We start from the raw sequence: 19,664 nt of genomic DNA on the forward strand, positions 1-19,664 counted from the left end.
CAGCAGGTCTGGGCCAGCAGCTCTAGGCGAGGGCGGCGCGCAGGCTCTTGGGCCGCATGTCGGTCCAGTTCTCCTCCACGTAGGCCAGGCAGTCCGCGCGGGTGCTCTCCCCGAACACCACCCGCCACCCGGCCGGGACGTCGGCGAACGTCGGCCACAGGCTGTGCTGCTCCTCGTCGTTGACCAGCACGTAGAAGGTGCCGTTCTCGTCATCGAATGGGTTGGTGCTCATCGCTTCTCCTGATCGTTCGGTGGGTGGCCGCGGCGAGGTCCGCGCCGAGCACGCGGTCCGACAGCAACCCGAGGCAACTGAGGTTGGGGAATCCGGGCCCCTGGTTGAGTCCCGCGAGGCCGGGCAGGAACAGCTTGGGCGCCAGCCCGGCGACGGACAGGTCGTGGCCGATCGACTCCTGCAGCGCGTCACCGGACAGCGGGCCGCCCAGGCCGAGCTCCAGCAGGTCGCGGGCGTCCTGGCCGAGCAGCGGCACGAACCACAGCGGGTCGGCGCCCTGCCCGTCGATCACGAGGTCGAAGCCGTGCACGGTCTCGAGCCGTTCCCCGGCCCGGTCGGTGTGCAGGGTGAGCCGGATGCGGCCGTCGCGCGGGACCGCGTGGGCCACGCGCCCGCGCAGGTGCCGGATGCGGTCGTCGGCCAGCAGCGCGTCCTGCACGCGAGCGGAGAACACGCCGCGGTCGGTGCGGAACATCGCGTCGCGGCGTTCGGCGAGGGTCAGGCTGTTCCACCCGGTGGGGTCGGAGAACAGCGTGTTCTCGAAGAATCCCTCGCCGCGGGTGAACAGCGTGACCTGCGGGGAGATCACCGTGATGGTGGAGACCCGGTGCCGGAACAGTTCGTTGAGCATCGACGCGGCGGTCTCGCCGCCGCCGATCATCGCGACGCGGTCGGCCACCAGCAGCTCGTGGGCGGCGGCGCGGTTCCAGAAGTCGGCGATCGAGAGCACCTGCGGGTTGCCCGGCAGGATCGACCGGCCCGCCTGTCCCGGTCCGGTGACCATCACCCCGTCGGCGGCGACGGTGGTGTCGGCGGTGTGCAGGGCCCAGCGCCGGCCATCGGGGCCGCCCTGCACCGAGATGCGCTGCACCTCCCCGGGCACGACGGTCATCCCGACGTTGTCGGCGACCCAGCGCAGGTACTGGCTCCAGCGGCGGTGCGTGGGCGCGGGACGGCCGCGGTCGATCCACTCGGCGAACTGCCCGGTCGCGATCAGGTAGGACTGCCAGCTGTAGCGGGTCATCCGCTCGTCGAGTTCGGCGTTGCGCCGGGGCGCCAGCGACGACCGGTACGGGAAGCCGACGTCCTTCTCCGGCCCGGTGCCCAGCCGGTGCGCGCCGTCGGTCCAGCCGCCGCCGGCCTGCCAGTTCGCGGCCACCTCGGCACGTTCGACGGCCACGACGTGCGGTGTGGGCAGGCCCATGTCGCGCAGGACCGCGGCCTTGGCCGCGACGGCGACCGCCTTGGCGCCGGCGCCGATGACGGCCAGCGTGCCGGCCTGCGTGCGGTTGTGTGTGCCGGTCACAGGGCACCTCCCAGTGCGTCGATGCTGCGGCGCCACAGGGCGCCGAGGTGGTCGATGTCCGCCGCGGTGGACAGCTCTTCGCTCCACCGCCAGCTGGTGATCAGCTGCGGCCCGTCGGCGGTGGCGTTGACCACCGCGATGACGTCGAAGGTGTAGCGCAGCGGCAGGAGCGGTTCGGGCGCCAGCGGCAGCAGGGCGTTGAGCGCCGGATCCGTCTCCAGTGCCCAGTGCCGGTCGGCCCGCGACGCGGTGTCGTTGGTCAGGTCGTAGCGGCCGATGTAGTTGAACTCGACCTGCGGATGCGGCGCACCGGCCAGTGCCGGGTCGCGGCGGTGATAGCGCAGCAGCCCGTAGTCCAGTCCGCGGTTCGGGACGGCGGCGATGTGGTCGGTCACCGACCGCAGCAGCGCGCGGGCGGCCGCCGGGTCCCGCTCGGCCGTGTCGACGCCCACCGCGGCACCCTCGGCACCCAGTCGCACGGGGAACACCGAGGTGAACCAGCCCACCGTGGCCGAGGTGTCGACGTCACCGTCGACCAGGGCGTCCTCGCGGCCGTGACCTTCCAGCGCGATCAGCGCGCCGCCGTCGGCGGACTCACCGCGCGCGGTGCGCCACTCGGTGAGCGTCAGGGTCAGCGCCGCGAGCAGCACGTCGCGCATCTCGGCGCCGGCCGCGTCGGCGCGGTCCAGCAGTCGGCGGGTGGCCGCGGTGTCGAGCGCGATGTCGCTGGTGCGCAACGACTTCCACGTGTCGATCGCGGGGTCGGGCAGCCGGCTGCCCAGGGCGGGGTCCGCGGCGCAGAGCTGCCGGTGCCAGTACCCGGACTGCGCCGCCACCTCGTCGCTGTCCGCGCGGTGGGCGAGCCGGCGCGTCCACTCCCGGTAGGTGGTGTATTCGCTTGTCAGGGCGGGGGTTTCGCCGGCGTCGAGGTCGGCGGCGATCTGGCTCAGGCCGGCGAGCATGACGTACCACGACACCACGTCGGTGGCGAGGTGGTGCACCGCCAGCAGCAGGGTGTGGTCACCGGGGAACCAGACCGCCTGCACCATCGCCCCGGTCGCGGGGTCGATGCGGTCCAGCGCGGCGCGGGATTCGGCGGCCAGTGCCTCGGCGGCCGGGCGGTCGACCCGGTGCAGGATGTCGGCCGCGCGCACCGCGCCGGGCGGGCGGGTGGTCAGCCGGTACCCGCCACCGGCGGTGTCGAGGACCGCCCGCAGCATGTCATGCCGGTCGAGCAGCGTCTGCAGCACCGTCTCGAGCCGTTCGGCGGTGAGGCCGGCCGGCAGCGCGATGAGCACGTTCTGAGTGAAGCGGCGGAAGTCGCCCGCCTCGTACAGCCACGACATGATCGGCGCGGGCGCCACCTCGCCGTAGCGGTCACCGGTGAGCGCGGCGGGCGCGGCGGCGCCGGTGTCGGCGTCGACGGCGGCCGCGAGTTCACGAATCGTGCTGCACTCCAGCATGAGCCGGGCGCGCATCTCGAGCCCGCGCCGGCGCGCGGCCTGCACCACCGACAGCGCGGCGATGCTGTCCAGTCCCATGGTCAGGAAGTCGGCGGTGACGTCGATCTGCCCGGTCTCGAGCACCTCGGCCAGCAGCGCGGCCAGCGCGTGTTCGGTCGGCGTCTCCGGGGCGGTCGACGGCTGTTCGGCGGCGTCGAGCGCGGCCAGCGCGTGCTCGTCGACCTTGCCGTGGCGGGTCAGCGGCAGGTCGTCGACCACCACGATGTGGTGCGGTACCAGGTAGCGGGGCAGCCTGCGGGTGAGCAGGGTCCGCAGTTCGGGGGCGTCGGGCGGGTTCTCGCCGGCCGCGACGTAGGCGGTCAGCCGTGGCCCGCCGGCGTGCCTGCGCACCGCGACGTGGGCCGCGCGGACCCCGGCATGGCCGAGCAGCACGGTGGCGACCTCGCCGGGCTCCACCCGGAAACCGCGGATCTTGACCTGGTCGTCGGTGCGGCCGAGGAACTGCAGGCCACCGTCGGGGCCGCGGCGCACCACATCGCCGGTGCGGTACATCCGGCGGCCGGGCAGTGCCGGGTCGGGGACGAACCGGGCGGCGGTCTCGCCGGGCCGCCCGAGGTAGCCGCGGGTCAGCTGGTCACCGGACAGGTAGAGCTCACCGGCCACGCCGTCGGGCACCGGCCGCAGCCAGGAGTCCAGGACGTGCGCGACGGTGGGTGCGGTCGGGTGGCCGATCGCCGGCTGCGCGTGGTCGGCGATGGCGGCGACGACGGCTTCGACGGTGGTCTCGGTGGGCCCGTAGCAGTTGTGCGCGGCCATGCCGGTGGCCGCACACCGCTCGCGGATCCACTCCCACAGCGGCGGGGTGACCGCTTCGCCGCCGAGCGCCAGCACGGCCAGCGGGACCGTCGAGAGCAGACCGGCGTCGCGCAGCTGGGCGAACATCGACGGGGTGGTGTCGATCATGTCGATGCCGATGCGGGCGATGGTCTCGACCAGCGCCTCGGCGTCGCGCTGCGTGTCGTCGCCGACGATGTGGACGCTGTGGCCGTCGAGCAGCGCGGCCAGCGGCTGCCAGGCGGCGTCGAACGTGAACGACCAGGCGTGCGCGACCCGCAGCGGCCGGCCGGCCCGCGCCGCCGCCGGTCGCAGGATCGCGGTGGCGTGGTCGTGTGCGTAGGCCAGCACGGCGCCGTGCGTGCCGACCACGCCTTTCGGCCGGCCCGTCGTGCCCGAGGTGAACACCACGTATGCGGCCTGTTCGGCGGTGACCTCCGCGGGCCGGAAGTCGGCGGGTGGTTCACCGGTGGCCGTGGCCATCAGCGCCTCGTCGACGACCAGCGGGTCGCCGGTCTGGGCCAGGATGTCGGCGATCCGCTCGTCGGGCATGCCGGGGTCGAGCGGCACGATCGCGCCGCCCGCCTTGAGGATCCCGAACATCGCGACGACGTACTGCGGTCCGCGGGGCAGCACGACCGCGACCGGCTGCTCGGCGCGCACCCCCCGCGCGCACAGCACCGCGGCCAGCCGGTCGGCGGCCTCGTCGAGTTCGCGATAGGTCAGCGTGCCGCCGTCCCAGCTCAGCGCCACCGATCCGAGCCGGTCACCGGCGGCTCGGGTGAATGCGGTGTGCACGCCACCCTCGACCTGAGGCGTGGCCGGTGTGCCGCTGTGGGTGCGTTGTGCCTCCTCGTCGAGCAGGATCCCGACCTCGCGCAGCGGGTCGTCCCAGTGCGAGATGATGCGTTGTGCGGTGGCGAGCACGCGCCCGCCCAGCTCCTCGGGCCGCATGAGGCCGAGCGCCCCGTCGAGCACCTCGATCAGCAGGGTGAGCGCTCCGTCGGTGAGGTGGGCGGCGATGGTGACCGGGAAGTGCGACAGGCTCTCCAGCGCCGCGGGCCGGAACGTCGCTGCGCCCGCGGCGAATTCGCCGCCGCCGACCACACCGCCCGGCGGGAAGTTCTCGTAGACCAGCAGCGTGTCGAACAGCTCGCCCACCCCGGCCAGCGTCCGGTATTCGGAGTGGGCAAGGTAGCTGTGGTCACGCAGCGCGGCCGCCTCGCGTTGCAGCGCAACGCATTGTCCGCCCACCGGTGCGGCCGGGTCGAGCCGCACCCGCAGCGGGACGGTGTTGATGAACAGCCCGACCATGCCTTCCACGCCGGCCAGTTCGCCGGGCCGGCCGGACACCGTCACCCCGAACGTGACGTCGCTGCGGTCGGTGAGCGCGGACAGGATCGTGGCCCAGGTCATCTGAACCACGGTGTTGAGCGTGACGCCGCGGGCCCGGGCGGCCTCGGCCAACCGGGCGGTGGTCTGCCGGTCGAGGGTGAGTTCGGTGCGCCGCGGGATGCCCGGTGCCGGTTCGGTGCCGGTCAGCGCGGGCGTGAGCAGAGTGGGTCCGTCGAGCCCGGCCAGATGTGCCCGCCACAGGTCACGGCTGGTCTGCGGGTCCCGGGCCGCCAGCCAGCCGATGTAGTCGCGGTAGGGCCGTGGCGCCGGCGGCAACGCGGCGAGGTCACCGCCCGCGCGGTACAGCGTGATCATCTCGCCGACGAACAGCGGCAGCGACCAGCCGTCGATGACGATGTGGTGGGCGACGACGACCAGCCGCCAGGTGCGGTCGGGCAGGTCGATCAGCAGGAAGCGAATCACGGGGCCGTGTTCGAGGTCGAACGGGCGGCGGCGTTCCTCCCGCTCCAGTGCGGCGGCCTCGTCGGCGTCCGCGGCGACCCGGCGCCATGGGACGTCGACCCGGCTGGGGATCACCTGCACCGGTCGGCTCAGCGTGCCGTGCACGAAGCTGGCCCGCAGATTGGGGTGGCGCACCAGCATTGCGGCCGCGCAGTCGTGCAGGAGCGCGGCGTCGAGGTCGCCGGTGATGTCGGCGGCCATCGCGATGACGTACGGGTCGGCGCCGTCGCGCGGCCCGGTCAGCGTGGCCATCGAGAACAGGCCCTGCTGCAGCGGGCTGAGCGCCATCACGTCCTCGATGGCGCCCGCCGCCCGGGTGTCGGTGCTCGTCACGCCCCGGCGTCCCGATCTGCCCACGCCGAGGCCAGCGCCGCCAACTCGTCGGGCGACAGCCCGGACGCGCTCATCGGGGCGTGGTGGGTGTCGGCGGTGGTGTCCCCGTCGCCCGCACCGTCCACGGCGGCGGCCAAGTCGCGCACCACGGGATGCTCGAACACCATGCGCGCCCGCAGCGCCAGCCCGGCGTCTTTGGCGCGGGCGGCCAGCTGCACGGCCAGGATGCTGTCACCGCCCAGGGTGAAGAAGTCGTCGTGGCGGCCGACCTCGGCGACCTCCAGCACGTCGGCGAGCATCGCCGCCAGCGCGCGTTCGGTGTCGGTGCTCGGCGGCTCGAACGGCAGGTCCTCCCGCGCCGGCGCCGCTGCCGCGGCGCCGCCGGACTCGACGAACTCCAGCATGCCGCCGTCGGTCCAGCGGGCCCGCTCCCCGGACCGGTAGAGCCGCGCGCCCGTTTGCCCCGCAACGGGACTCGGGACGAACCGGGTCGCGGTCAGGTCGGACCGGTGCCACTGGCCGCGGGCGGCCGGGCCGGCGTGGTACACGTCGCCGACGACACCGATCGGCGCGGGCGCGAGCGCGTCGTCGAGCACGAACACGCTGCCACCGCTCCACTCCTGCAGGCGGGTGCGTTCGCCGGGTGCGAGGATGTCGACCGCACGGACCCGCCGGTCGGGATCGTCGGCGAAGGCGCGCAGTACCCGGTTCAGCCAGCCGGCCAGCCGCTCGGCGGTGGTCCGCTCGTAGAGTTCGGGCCGGTAGATCACATGACCGCGGTAGGCGTCCTCGGTGGCATAGAAGTTCAGCGACAGATCCGCCTGCGCGACATCGAAATCCGGTTCGATCGCGGTGAACGTCGTCTCCCCCTGCGGTCCGCTGTCGATGACGCGGCCCTCGGGCAGCTGTTCGCGGACATGGACGACGACCTGGAACAGCGGGTTGCGGGCGAGGGTGCGCACCGGGGCGACCGCGTCGACCACCTGATCGAACGGCAGGTCCTGGTTGGCGTACGCCGACAGCGCCAGTTCCCGTGCCGCGCCGAGCAGTTCGCGCAGCGTCGGATTGGCCCGCAGATCGTTGCGGAGTACCACGAAGTTGACGAAGAAGCCGACCAGCTGGTCGAGTTCGGCCTCGGTGCGCCCGGCGACGGGGGTACCGATCGGCACGTCGGGCCCGGCGCCGGCCTTGTAGAGCACCACCGCCACGGCGGCCTGCAGCAGCATGAACTCGGTGATGCCGAGTTCGCGGCTCAGGTCGGCCAGGCGGGCACGGACGTCGGCGTCGATGCTGAACTCGACGGCCGCGCCGGCGCCCGTGGGTACCGGCGGACGTGGGAAGTCGGGCCGCAGCCCGGTCTCCTCGGGCAGGCCGGCCAGCTGCTCACGCCAGTACTCCCGTTGAGCGGCCGCGATTCCGCTGGCGTCGTCGAGCAGCGCGGCCTGCCAGGCGCCGTAGTCGGCGTACTGCAGCGGCAGCGGGGCCCATGCCGGGGCGTGTCCGTCGCGGCGGGCCCGGTAGGCGGTGATCACGTCGGCGAACAGCACCGTCGCCGACCAGTGATCGCCGGCGATGTGGTGCATGACGAACGACAGCGCGTGATTGTCGGGCGTGCTCAGCAGCGCCACCCGGATCGGCCAGTCCCGTTCCAGATCGAACACGTGCCGGCGTTCGGCGGCCAGTTCGTCCTGCAGCCACTGCTCGTCGGCGCCGCGGGCCCGGCGCACCGTCACCGGTGCGGCCGGTTCGACGATCTGGTACGGCACGCCGTCGATCTCGCGGTAGGTGGTGCGCAGGATCTCGTGCCGGTCGACGACGTCGTTGATCGCCGCGGCCAGCGCGTCGATGTCGCAGGGACCGTGCAGCCGCGCCGCGAACGGGATGTTGTTGATCGCGCTGGGTCCGTCGACGCGGTAGGTGAACCAGCTGCGCAGCTGCGATGCCGACAGCGGGGCGGGCCCGTCGTGGCCGACCGGGACCAGGCGCGGGCGCTGCTGTCCCCCTCCGGCGGCGACCTGGTCGATGTGCTCGGCCAGCCGGGCCACCGTGGCGAGTTCGAAGATCTCGCGCACCCCGATGTCCACGCCGACCCGCGACCGCACGGCGGCCACGAGTTTGGTGGCCAGCAGCGAGTGCCCGCCGAGTTCGAAGAACGAGTCGTCGGCACCGATCCGGTCGCGGCCGAGCAGTTCGGCGAACAGGCCGGCCACCTGACGCTCGGTGTCGGTGACCGGATCGCGGAACGCGGTGACCGACGCGATCTCGGGGTGGGGCAGCGCGGCCCGGTCGATCTTGCCGTGCGCGGTGATCGGGATCTCGTCGAGCACGACGTATCCCGCGGGGACCATGTACTCGGGTAGCGCGGCCGCCACCCGGGCGCGGATGCGGTCGAGGTCGATCTCCTCGGTCTCCGAGGCGGGCGTCAGGTAACCGACCAGGCTCTTGCCGAGTTGCGGGAGGTCGCTGACCACCACGACGGCCTGCCCGACGGCCGGATCGACCGAGATGGCGGCCGCCACGTCGCCCAGTTCGATGCGGAAGCCGCGGATCTTGACCTGTTCGTCGGCGCGCCCGACGAATTCGATGTCGCCGTCGGCGTTGCGCCGCGCCAGGTCGCCGGAGCGGTACAGCCGCCCGCCGGCGGTGAACGGGTCGGCCACGAACCGCTCCGCCGTCAGTCCGGGGCGGTGGTGGTAGCCGTGCGCGACGTGCGTTCCGCCGATGTAGATCTCGCCGATCACCCCGACCGGAACCGGCTGCAGGGCGTCGTCGAGCAGGTGGATCTGGGTGTTGATCTTCGGGGTGCCGATCGGCACGATCCGGGTGCCCTGGTTGCCCTCGACCTTGTAGCGGGTGCAGTTGATGACGGTCTCGGTGGGGCCGTAGAAGTTGTGCAGCAGCGCGTCGAAGGTGGCGTGGAACTTGTCGGCGACCTCACCGGGCAGCGCCTCGCCGCCGATCGGCACCCGCTGCAGCGTGCGCCACTCGTTGACGCCGGGCAGCGACAGGAACAGGCCCAGCAGCGACGGCACGAAATGCATCGAGGTGATGCCCTCGTCGTGCAGCAGCCGGGTCAGGTAGCCGATGTCGCGCAGCCCGTCGGGCTTCGGGATCACCAGCCGCGCGCCGCAGGCCAGCATGCCGAAGATCTCGGCGATCGACACGTCGAAGCTCGGCGAGGCCACCTGCAGCAGCCGGTCCTCGGCGCCGACCTGGTATTCGTCCTTGAACCACACGAAGTACTCGGCGACCGGGCGGTGCGGCACCGGGACACCCTTGGGCAGGCCGGTCGAGCCCGAGGTGTAGATCAGGTACGCGGTGTTCGACGGGCGCAGCGGGCGCACCCGGTCGGCATCGGTGGGGTCGTCGGCGCGCGCCCGGTCGAGGTCCGAAAGCGGTTCGCGAAGAACGAGTCTCGCATCGCAGTCACCGAGGATGAACGACAGCCGGTCCTCGGGATAGGTCGGGTCGACCGGCAGGTACACCGCGCCGGCCTTGAGTACGCCGAGCGCGGTGATGACGAGTTCCGGTGACTTGTCGAGCAGCACCGCCACCCGGTCCTCGGTGCCGATACCGGCCTCGATCAGGCGGTGCGCCACCCGGTTCGCCGACTCGTTGATCTCCCGGTAGCTGTAGTGCCTGCCCTCGTAGACCACCGCGGTGGCGTCCGGGGTGCGGGCCACCTGCGCGGCCACGAGATCCGGCAGCGTCGCCTCCGGGGTGGTGAACACCTCGCCGGCCGACACGTCGCGCAGCCACGCCGCATCCTCGGCGCCCATCACGTCGAGCCGCGACAGCGGGGTGTCGGGGTGGGTGAGCGCAGCGTCGAGCAGCACCGCGAAGTGTCTGCCCAGCTGCGCGGCCAGCGTGGCGTCGAGCACCTCGACGAGGTGCTCCACCTCGACCAGTGCGCCGCTGGAATCGAATTCGACCATGAAGCCCAGTGGCAGCTGGGTGAGATGGCTGCGCAGTTCGGCGCGCCGGCACGTCACCCCGGGCGGAGTGAAACCGCCGCCGTCGGGCTCCCGGAAGCCGAAGCTCACCCGGGTCATGCGTTCAGCGCCGTGGCGGCGATCGGGGTTGAGTTCGCGCACCACCCGGTCCAGGTTGACCCGCTGGTGGGCGAACGCGCCGAGCACGGTGTCGCGGGTCTGGGTGAGCAGGTCGCGGAAGGTCATCGCCGACCGCGGCCGCAGCCGCATCGCGACCGTGTTGCCGTGGTAGCCGATGGTGTCGTCGGTACCGGGGCCGCGGTTGAGCACCGGGGTGGCGACCAGGAAGTCGTCGGCGTGGGTGTAGCGGTGCACCAGGGTGCCGAACACCGCGAGCAGCACTGCGTACGGGGTGGCACCGGCGTCGCGGGCCAGATCGGCGACCCGCCGGGCGGTGTCGGCGGGCAGGTGCAGGCCGGTGCGCTGCGAGCGCCAACTGGTCGGCACCGCCGAGCCGTTCGGTCCGGGCAGCTCCAGCGGCTCCGGCGGGTCGGCCAGCACGGCGCGCCAGTAGGCCAGGTCGGCGTCGGTGGTGTCGGGTGCCGGTGCGGACGGTGCCGGCGCCGGCGCGAGCGCCGCCCCGGTGTAGGCGCGGGTGAGGTCGCCGAAGAACACCCGCCACGATGCGTCGTCCCACGCGATGTGATGGGCGACCAGCAGCATCACCAGTTCGTCGGCGGCGGTGCGCGCCACCGTGATCCGCAGCGGCGCGTCGGTGGCCAGGTCGAACGCGGTGGCGAACTCCCGCTGGGCGAGCACCTCGAGGCGCAGCTGCCGCGAGTCCTCGGGCAGGTCGGACAGGTCGTGGTCGGTGAACGCCGGCAGCAGGTCGTCGCGCACCCGCTGGCGCGGTTCGCCGTTCTCGTCGGCGTGATAGGTGGTGCGCAGCACCGGGTGACGGCGGGCCACGGCGGCCACCGCGCCGCGCAGCGCGGCCACGTCGACGTCACCGGTGATGCGGTAGGACACGCACACGTTGAGCAGCGCACCGCTGGGATCGGCGGCCTGCACGAACCACATCCGCCGTTGACCGTCGGTCAGTGCGTCGGGCGCGGGCACGGCGACCGGTGCGCCGTGGTCGGCCGTCAGGCCGCGCTCCTGCAGGCGCCGCCGCAGCAGTTCGGCGCGCTGCGCGTCGAAGCGGTTGCCGGTGTGGGTGGTGTCAGTCACTGGGGGTGTCCACTTTCGTGTCGTGCGCGGAGAGGTCGGCGATCAGCTCGGCGGCGGTGATGCCGCTCAGCAGCCGCGCCAGCTTGACGGTGGTCCCGGTGCTGCGCTGCAGCCGCTTTCGCAGGTCGAGCGCCAGGAGCGAGTCGACGCCGAGGTCGAACAGCGAGGTCTCGAGGTCCAGCATCGCGGCGTCGGGGGCGTTGAGCACCGCGGCGAGTTCGGTCCGGACGGCGTCGGCCGGGTCGGTGGCCGGGGCGCTGTCGCGTGGCGCCGCGGCGGGCGCCACGGCCTGCTGGGCACCGAAGAACACGCCGAGCCGCTCGGGATCGGCGGACAGGATCAGCGGGTCGACGCCGAAGTCGAACAGGCCCGCCTCGATCGCCGCGCGCGGCGCCATCGGCCGCAGCCCGGAGCGCCGCACCCGCTGGGTCTCCGCGGCGTCGATGATCCCGGGCCGTCCGTCGGCGGTGTCCCACAGGCCCCACCGCACCGACACGGCGCGCCGGCCCTCGGCCCGCAGCCGGTCGGCGGCGACGTCGAGCATCCGGTTGGCGGCGGCGTAGGCGGCGGTGCCGCTGCCGCCCCACACGCCGATCACCGACGAGCACAGCAGGATTCGCGCGTCCTCGCGGATCGGCCAGGTGTCGAGCAGGTGGGCCAGGCCGGTGACCTTCGCCGCGCAGGTGGCGGTGAACACGGTGCCGTCGAGCCGGTCCCGGGTCTGGAACGACGCGGCACCCGCGGCGTGGACGAGCAGTGAGGCACCGCCGCGGGTGTGCCCAGCGGCGGCGGCCAGCCCGGCCCGGTCGGTGAGGTCACACGGCACTGCCACGATGTCGGTGCCGAACCGGTCACGCAGGCCGGCCAGCGTGTCCGGATCGGCCCGGCGGCGGCTGAGCAGCACGATGCGGCGTGCGCCGCGTTCGGCGAGGTAGTGCGCGTACTGCAGGCCGATCGCGCCGGCCCCGCCGGTGATCACCACCTCGTCGAGCACACCGGAGTCCAGCGGCCATGCCGGTGCGGCCGGTACGGGATCGCCGATCGCGCGCCGGTACACCGTGCCGCCGCGCAGCGCGACCTCCCCCGCGCCCGCCAGCACGGCGTCGACGGCGGCGGTGGCGGACGCGGCGTCGAGGGTTCGCGCCGATACGTCGAGATGGCCGAACCCCTGGTCGGGATGCTCGAAGCCGAACGCGCGGTGCATCGCGGCCAGCGCGGCCTGTGCCGGCCGGGCCACCGGATCCGCGGGGACGACGCGTTCCCCGGCCACGGTGACGAGCCAGACCTGCCGGCATGCGGGCCCGACGAGCCCGGTGTAGTCGAGCAGCCCGTCGTCGAGGCCGTCGGCGATCCCGGCCGCGGCGTCGGCGACACCGGTCTGGTCGAGGGCGGGCGCGGCCACGACGACGATGTCGGCGTCGGTGGCCGCGGACCGCGACGCCGACGCATGGCCGTCGACCGCGGCGCGCAGCGCGGCGGTGAGCGCGTCGTCGGGGCCGACCACGGCGATGCGCTGCGGGGCGGTCGGCGCGCCGGGCAGCGGTGCGCCGTGCCAGGTCTCCGCGGCGACGGTGAGGCCGTCGGCGGGCGGCAGCGGGTCGGGGGCGGCCCACAGGTGGATCTTGCGCATCGGCGCCGGCGGGATGTCGGACAGCACCGGCGCGGTCGGGTCGTGCAGATCGCGCCAGCGGTAGCGGGGGTCGGTCAGCGCCGCGGCGGCGATGCCCGCGGCGAGCTGATCGGTCACCGGCACGCCGCGCCGGCCGGAGCCGACCAGCAGCGCAGGGGTGGCGCCCAGACCGTCGCCGATCGCGTGCAGCAGTGCGGGGTGGGTGGACAGTTCGACGAATGTGCCGACACCGCAGCGGATCGCCGCCGCGACGGCGCGGTCGAAGCGGACCGGCCGGCGCAGGTTCGCATACCAGTAGTCGGCGAATCCGGTGCCCGCCGTGACCACGTCGCCGGTCACCGCACCGATGAACTGCACGGGCGAATCGGTGAACGCGCCTCGCGGCAGCCGGTTCTCGACGTGCCGGCGCAGCGGGTCGAGCACGCTGGTGTGCACGGGGAAGTTCACGGTGATCTCGCGGGCGAAGCCGCCGCGCCCCTGCACCGCGGCCACCGCGGCGGTCACCGCGTCGCGGTCGCCGGACACCGCGACCGAGGCTTGCGCGTTGATCACCGACAGCTCCAGCCAGCCGGGGGTGGCGGCGATCAGGTTCTCCGCGTCGGCGGCGGTGATGCCCAGCGCTGCAACGGCATACGAGCCGGTCAGGTGGTCCACCACGCCGGCTCGGGCGGCGACCACCGCAACGGCTTCGGCCAGCGTGATCGTCTCGGCGAGGTAGGCGGCGGCGATCTCACCGAGGCTGTGCCCGATGGTGACGTCGGGCAGGATGCCGGCCTCCCGCCACACGGCGCCGAGCGCGACGGTGTGCACGAACTGCGCGCCCTGCACCTCGATCTCGCCGAAGGTGTCCGGGACGGCGTCGGTGGTCAGGTAGCGCAGCGGCGAGGTGAGCCCGGCGGCGTCGAATCCGGCCGCGGCGGCGTCGGCGGCGACCCGGTAGGCCGGCAGCAGACGGTAGGCGTCGGCGCCCATGGCGGGCCACTGGCTGCCCTGGCCGGGGCAGACGAATGCGGTGCGCGACTGAGCTCGTTCGGTCACCCGGGTGAGCAGCGGATGCTCGGCGCCTGCGGTGAGCGCGCGCAGACCGTCGGTCAGTTCATCGAGGTCGTGGGCGCGGACGACGGCGCGGTGGCGGCGGACCCGTCGGGTGCGGGCGAGGTGGGCGGCCAACTCGGCCACCGCGGGGCGGCGCCGCCGCAGGTGGTCGAGCAGCGCGGCGGCGTCCACGGCGAGGAGGTCCTCGGCATGGCCACTGAGCAGGACGGGAACCCGCCCGTCGGGCCACCGGAGCGCGGGCATCACGCGGCCCCGGCCCGGCGGTCGGGCTGGGAGTCGGGCACCGACACCACGACGTGGGTGTTGGTGCCGCTCATTCCGAACGCCGAGACCGCGGCGATCCGCCTGCCCTCGACGGCCGGCCACGGCGAAAGTTTGTCGGCCAGGCGCAGACCCTGACTGTCCCAGTCGATCTCGCGGCTGGGTTCGTCGGCGTGCAGGGTGGGTGGGATCGTCGCGTGTTGCGCGGCGAGCAGCACCTTGGCCAGCCCCAGCCCGCCCGCGGCGGCCTGGGTGTGGCCGATGTTTGACTTCACCGAGCCCAGCAGTGGGCCGCGGCCCGGTGCGGTGGCCCCGTAAGTGGCGGCCAGCGACTGCAGTTCGGTGCGGTCGCCGAGCCGGGTTCCGGTGCCGTGTCCCTCGACCAGGCCGACGTCCTCGGGCGCCACACCGGCACGGTCGATGGCCTTGCGGAACAGCCGGGCCTGCGCGGTGCCGCTCGGTGCGGTCAGGCCGACCGAGCGCCCGTCCTGGTTGACGCAGCTGGCGAGGACCTCACCGAGCACCCGATGGCCGTCGCGCCGCGCCGCCGAACGTCGCGAGAGCACGAACATCGCCGCACCCTCGGCCCACACCGTGCCGCTGGCGTGGGCGCTGTAGGGCCGGCAGTGCCCGTCGTCGCTGAGCGCGTGCTGTTTGGCGAACTCGACGAAGTAGCCCGGTGTGCCCATCACCGCCACGCCGCCGGTGAGCGCGAGGTCGCAGTCCCCGGCGCGCAGCGCCGCCACCGCGGAGTGGAAGGCGGCCAGCGCCGAGGAGCAGGAGGTGTCGACGGTCAGCGCGGGCCCGGCGAGGTCGAGTGTGTAGGCGATGCGCCCGGAGATCACCCCGAGCGACGTACCGGTGATGAGATGACCGCTGTGGGTGGAGAAATCGCTCATCGGCGGCCCGTACTCCAGCGCCGACGCGCCGACGTAGCAGCCGACGTCGTGGCCGGCGAGCTCGTCGGGGTTGATGCCGGCGTTCTCGCAGGCCCGCCACGCCAGGCGCAACGCGACCCGCTGCTGCGGGTCCATCGCGACGGCCTCACGGGGTGAGATGCCGAAGAACTCGGGGTCGAACGCCGCGGCGTCGTCGAGGAATCCGCCGATGTTGTGGATCCGGGTGAACCCGTCGCGCCGCGATCCGTCGAACAGCTCGCGCAGCGCCCAGCCGCGGTCGGTCGGGAAGGGACCGAGCGCTTCTCGCTGGTCGCACAGCAGCGACCAGAAGCTCTCGGTGTCGTCGACGCCGCCGGGCGCCTCGACCGCCATGCCGACGATCACCACGGGATCGTCGATCGGGTCAGCGACCATCGGCGCTCACCAGGTCGACCACCGCGTCGGTGTGGTCGTTGACGTAGAAGTGGCCGCCGTCGAACAGCGTCAGGTCGTAGCGGCCGCGGGTGTGATCGGCCCAGCGCCGCAGCAGGTCTTCGGCGATGCGGTGGTCGCGGGTGCCGCCGACGGCGTGGATGTGGGCGTCGATGCGCACGCCGGCCTCGCACGCATACCGGTTGAAGGCCCGGTAATCGGCGCGCACCGCGGGCAGCAGCAGGTCGATGAAGTCGGGGTCGGCGAGCAGCCGGGGGTCGGTGCCGCCCAGCGAGACGATGTCGGCGAGCATCTCGCGGTCGTCGGTGGGTACCCGCGGCAACCCCGCGATCGTCGACGGGGCCTGGCTGGCCGACGCCCACAGCCGGGTCACCGGGAGACCGTCCGCCTCGGCGAGGCGGGCGAATTCGAAGGCCACCAGCGCCCCCAGGCAGTGGCCGAACAGCCGCAGCGGGCCGACCCGGTCCCACGGCCCGGCGTCGAACAGCTCGCGGGCCAGCTCGGCGACCGTGTCGGCGGCCGGATGTGCGAGCCGCTCGGCGCGCTGCGGGTACTGCACGACATAGGTCTCGACGCCGCGCCCCGACAGCGCGGTGGCCAGCGGCCGGTAGGCCGCCGCGGCGCCGCCGGCGTGCGGGAACACCACCGTCGCGCCGCCCGGTTCGCCGGGGAAGCGTTTGATCCACGGCGCGAACGCCGTCGCGGTGCGGTCCCCGGTCACGGCGCGGAGGACGTGTCGAGGGCGGACATCACGTCGACGTTCTCCATGTCGGAGACCTCGAGGTACAGCTCGGCCACCTGCGTCAGCCGGGTGCTGCCCGACTCGCGGGAGGTGAGCAGCTCGGCCAGTGCCGCGACGGTGCGGGTGGCGAAGACGTCGGCGACCATGACCGTCGGCGTGGCCAGCCACTCCCGGATGCGGGCGACCGTCGTGGTCGCGAGCACCGAATCACCGCCCAGGGCGAAGAAGTCGTCGTCGGCGCCGATGGCGTCGGTGCCCAGCAGTTCGGCGACGATGTGGGCCAGCGCGGACTCGAGCGGGGTGGCCGGGGCGCGGCGCGGGGCGGCGACGTCGCCCGCGGTGAGCGCATCGGCGAGCAGCGCCGCCACGGCCCGCCGGTCGATCTTGCCGCCGACGGTGAACGGGATCCGGTCGACCAGGACGAGGCGACGCGGAACCATCTGCGGCGGAACGAGTTCGGCGACCGCACGCAGGATGTCGGCTTCGGTGAGGCCGGGACGGTCGGTGCGCACCGCGGCGGTGAGTTGTTCGGAGCCGTCGCCGGCGGCGGACACCACCGCGGCCACCGCCGCGAAAACCCCCGCCACCCGCTGCAGCGCGGCCTCGACGTCGCCGAGTTCGATGCGGTATCCGCTGACCTTGATGCGGTGGTCGGCGCGGCCGACGAATTCCAGTGTGCCGTCGGGCCAGTACCGGGCCAGGTCCCCGGTGCGGTACCAGGTGCGGCCGTCGTGCACGACGAACCGTTCGGCGGTCAGATCGGGGCGGCCGCGGTAGCCGCGGGCGATGCCGCGGCCCGACACCCACAGTTCGCCGGGTACCCAGTCCGGGCAGTCGGCCCCGGCCGAATTGACGACGCGGCAGGCGATGTTGGTGAACGGCGTGCCGTAGGGCACCGCGGTCCACTGCGCCGGCGGGTCGGCGACCTCGCAGATCGTGGCGTGCACGGCGGTCTCGGTGGCGCCGCCCAGACCGGCGAACCGTACCCGCGGCGCCTCGGTGCGCAGGCGCCGGGCCATGGCGGGGCTGACCCAGTCACCGCCGGTGGGCACCACCCGCACCGACGACAGGCGGCCGTGCCCGACCTCCAACAGCATCTCCAGCCAGCCCGGCAGGAAGTTGAGCACCGTGACACCGTGGGCGTCGATGAGCGTCGCCCACTGATCGGGTTCGCGCCGGTGCGCCTCGTCGACGACGACGATCGCGCCGCCCGCGGTCAGCGTGCCGAACACGTCGAGCACCGACATGTCGCATTCGAGCGTGGACAGCGCCAGGCAGCGGTCCTGCGGTCCGATCCCGAAGTGGCCGTTGAGGAATTCGATCGAGTTCATCGCCGCGTCGTGGGTCACCTCGACGCCCTTGGGTTCGCCGGTCGACCCCGAGGTGAACAGGACGTAGGCCAGCGCGGCGGGGTCGGTGATCACCGGGGCGAAGTCGGTCTCGCGGGCACCGACGCGCAGTGCCTCCGTGATGGTCAGCGCGGGCAGCCAGGTCGGCGGCTCGTCGCCGCACACCAGTGCCATGCGGACCTCGCCGGTGGTCAGGATGCGCTGCGCGCGTTCGGCCGGCTGGTCGACGCCGACCGGCACGTACACCGCCCCGGCGGCGAGGATGGCGAGCATCGCGATGACCTGCTCGGCGTGTTTGGGTCCCATGATCGCGACGGTGTCGCCGCGACGGATGCCGGCCACGTGCAGGGCGGCGGCCACGGCGCGGACCCGGTCGCGCAGTTCGGCGTAGGTCAGGTCGCCGGCCGAGCTGATCACCGCGGGTGCGTCGGGGTGGCGGTCGGCGGCGGCGAAGAAGCCGTCCTGCAACGCGTTTCCGCTCCGGGGCGCGGTGGTGGAGTTGACCGCGTCGCGCACGGCGCGCTGGGTGTCGGACAGCAGCGGGACATCGGCGGTGTCCCAGGCCTGTTCGTCGGCGGCGAGCCGGTGCAGTTCGTCGACGTGGCGGGCGAACATCGCATCGACGACACCGGGCCGGAACGCGTCCTCGCGGACGTCCCAGTTGATCAGCACGCCGCCGTCGAACTCGGTGACCTGGGCGTCGAGCAGCACCTGCGGACCCTGGGAGTTGATCCACACCGGTGTGCCGAACGAGGCGGTGACGTCGGCGGCGAACAGTTCGCCGAGGCCCAGCGCGCTGGTGAACACCACGGGCGCGAGCGTCTGGGTGCCGCGGTGGCGGCCGAGGTCGCGCAGCACCGACAGCCCCGGGTAGGACGCGTGGGCGGCGGCGGCCCGGAACGTGTCCTGCAGGGCGTGCGCGCGGGCGGTCGCGGTGTCGGCGCCGTCGAGGTCGACGTCGAGCAGGAGCGAGGAGGTGAAGTCACCGACCAGCCGGTCGACGTCGGGGTGGCGTTGTTCGCGGCCGAACAGCGGCACGTTGAGCAGGAAGCGGCGTTCGGCCGACCAGCCGGCCAGCGCCTCGGAGAACGAGGCGGCCACGGCCATCGCGGGGGTGACGCCCCGGCGGCGCGCGGCGGCGTAGAGCGCGTCGCGGGTCTGTGGGTCGAGCCAGTGGTGCCTGCGGGTGGTGTGGTGGGGGTCGGCCTGCTCGCCGGCCGGGGTGAGCGGCAGCCGGGGCGGGTCGGGCATCTCCGGGATGCGCTCGGCCCACCAGGCGCGATCGGCGGCCGACGCGGCGGTGGGGGCGGCCTGCCGGTATTCGCGGTAGGTGTAGCCCAACGGCGGCAGCGCGCTGCCCTGGTAGAAGGCCGCGAGGTCGGCCATCAGGGTGCGGTAGCTCATCGCGTCGGCGGCCTGCATGTCGAGGTCGACGTGCAGCCGGCTGCGGTCACCGGGCAGCAGGGACAGCGTCAGCTCGAAGACCTGACCGAGCAGCTGCTGATGGGATTTGGTGCGCCGGACGGCGGCCAGTTCCCGCTCCACCTCGTCGTCGGCCAGCCCGCGCAGATCGCGGACGTCGACCGGGTAGCCGTGCGGTGCGGCGCCGATGCGCTGCGTCCCGTCGGGCAGGAATTCCACCCGCAGCATGGGGTGGCGTTCGGCCAGCGCCGTCGCCGCGGCCCGCAACCGGTCGGGATCGATTGCCGCGCCGTCGAATTCGACGTAAAGGTGGGCCGACACCCCGCCCAGCTGCTGATCGCCCTCCCGGCCGACCCACAGCGCATGTTGCATCGGCGCGAGCGGGAAAGGCGCGCCGGCAAGCCAATCCGGTTCGGCCGGGGCGGCTTCCTCGGCCACCTCACCCGGCGCGGAGGATGTCAGCAACGCCACCCACGCGGCCACCGACGGATTCGCGGCCAGATCGGCGAACGAGACGTCGACACCGGCCCGGCGCCACCGCCCGGCCAGCGACATCATCCGTATCGAGTCCAGGCCCTGGCCGATCAGGTCGGCGTCGGGGTCGACGGCGCCGGCGTCGACGCCGAGGAGCTCGGCGACCTCCGCCAGGACGGTCTGCGCATCGGCAGTAACATCACCCACAACGC

At 73.5% G+C, this 19,664-nt stretch carries 8 protein-coding genes; all 8 read right to left on the bottom strand.

Annotation, left to right across the window (positions count from 1 at the left end; genetic code table 11):
* Positions 1 to 22 precede the first annotated feature (22 nt).
* Genes E4P42_RS11925 through E4P42_RS11960 form a run of 8 tightly spaced genes read right to left on the bottom strand, consistent with a single transcriptional unit; the run spans position 23 to position 19,659 of the window.
* Entirely contained in the window at positions 23 to 232 is a 210-nt protein-coding gene (locus E4P42_RS11925) for an MbtH family protein (RefSeq protein ID WP_135126273.1), read from the bottom strand.
* Positions 210 to 1,538 carry an NADPH-dependent L-lysine N(6)-monooxygenase MbtG gene (gene mbtG, locus E4P42_RS11930; RefSeq protein ID WP_135126274.1) on the bottom strand — a complete coding sequence of 443 codons (1,329 nt, stop codon included), beginning with the start codon at positions 1,536 to 1,538 and terminating at the stop codon, positions 210 to 212. Before mbtG ends, E4P42_RS11925 begins: the two co-directional genes overlap by 23 nt.
* Positions 1,535 to 6,025 carry an amino acid adenylation domain-containing protein gene (locus tag E4P42_RS11935; RefSeq protein ID WP_305801107.1) on the bottom strand — a complete coding sequence of 1,497 codons (4,491 nt, stop codon included), beginning with the start codon at positions 6,023 to 6,025 and terminating at the stop codon, positions 1,535 to 1,537. The genes mbtG and E4P42_RS11935 overlap by 4 nt, the downstream gene beginning before the upstream one ends.
* Positions 6,022 to 11,187, bottom strand: coding sequence for a non-ribosomal peptide synthetase (locus E4P42_RS11940; RefSeq protein ID WP_135126275.1), 5,166 nt, complete (start codon positions 11,185 to 11,187; stop codon positions 6,022 to 6,024). The genes E4P42_RS11935 and E4P42_RS11940 overlap by 4 nt, the downstream gene beginning before the upstream one ends.
* Complete coding sequence (gene mbtD / locus E4P42_RS11945; RefSeq protein ID WP_135126276.1) at positions 11,180 to 14,116, bottom strand: mycobactin polyketide synthase MbtD; 2,937 nt, start codon at positions 14,114 to 14,116, stop codon at positions 11,180 to 11,182. Before mbtD ends, E4P42_RS11940 begins: the two co-directional genes overlap by 8 nt.
* Positions 14,116 to 15,447 carry a polyketide synthase gene (locus tag E4P42_RS11950; RefSeq protein WP_135126277.1) on the bottom strand — a complete coding sequence of 444 codons (1,332 nt, stop codon included), beginning with the start codon at positions 15,445 to 15,447 and terminating at the stop codon, positions 14,116 to 14,118. The genes mbtD and E4P42_RS11950 overlap by 1 nt, the downstream gene beginning before the upstream one ends.
* Entirely contained in the window at positions 15,437 to 16,186 is a 750-nt protein-coding gene (locus tag E4P42_RS11955) for a thioesterase II family protein (protein ID WP_245233990.1), read from the bottom strand. The genes E4P42_RS11950 and E4P42_RS11955 overlap by 11 nt, the downstream gene beginning before the upstream one ends.
* Positions 16,183 to 19,659 (bottom strand): non-ribosomal peptide synthetase, encoded by a 3,477-nt coding sequence (locus E4P42_RS11960; RefSeq protein ID WP_135126278.1) that lies wholly within the window; start codon positions 19,657 to 19,659, stop codon positions 16,183 to 16,185. Before E4P42_RS11960 ends, E4P42_RS11955 begins: the two co-directional genes overlap by 4 nt.
* Positions 19,660 to 19,664 lie beyond the last annotated feature (5 nt).

Source organism: Mycobacterium sp. PS03-16 (genome assembly GCF_004570325.1).
GTDB lineage: Bacteria > Actinomycetota > Actinomycetes > Mycobacteriales > Mycobacteriaceae > Mycobacterium.

Bases quoted from the DNA above. Each gene is read 5' to 3' on its own strand.
- E4P42_RS11925 (WP_135126273.1), bottom strand. From the start codon at position 232: ATGAGCACCAACCCATTCGATGACGAGAACGGCACCTTCTACGTGCTG.
- mbtD (WP_135126276.1), bottom strand. From the start codon at position 14,116: ATGCCCGCGCTCCGGTGGCCCGACGGGCGGGTTCCCGTCCTGCTCAGT.
- E4P42_RS11950 (WP_135126277.1), bottom strand. From the start codon at position 15,447: ATGGTCGCTGACCCGATCGACGATCCCGTGGTGATCGTCGGCATGGCG.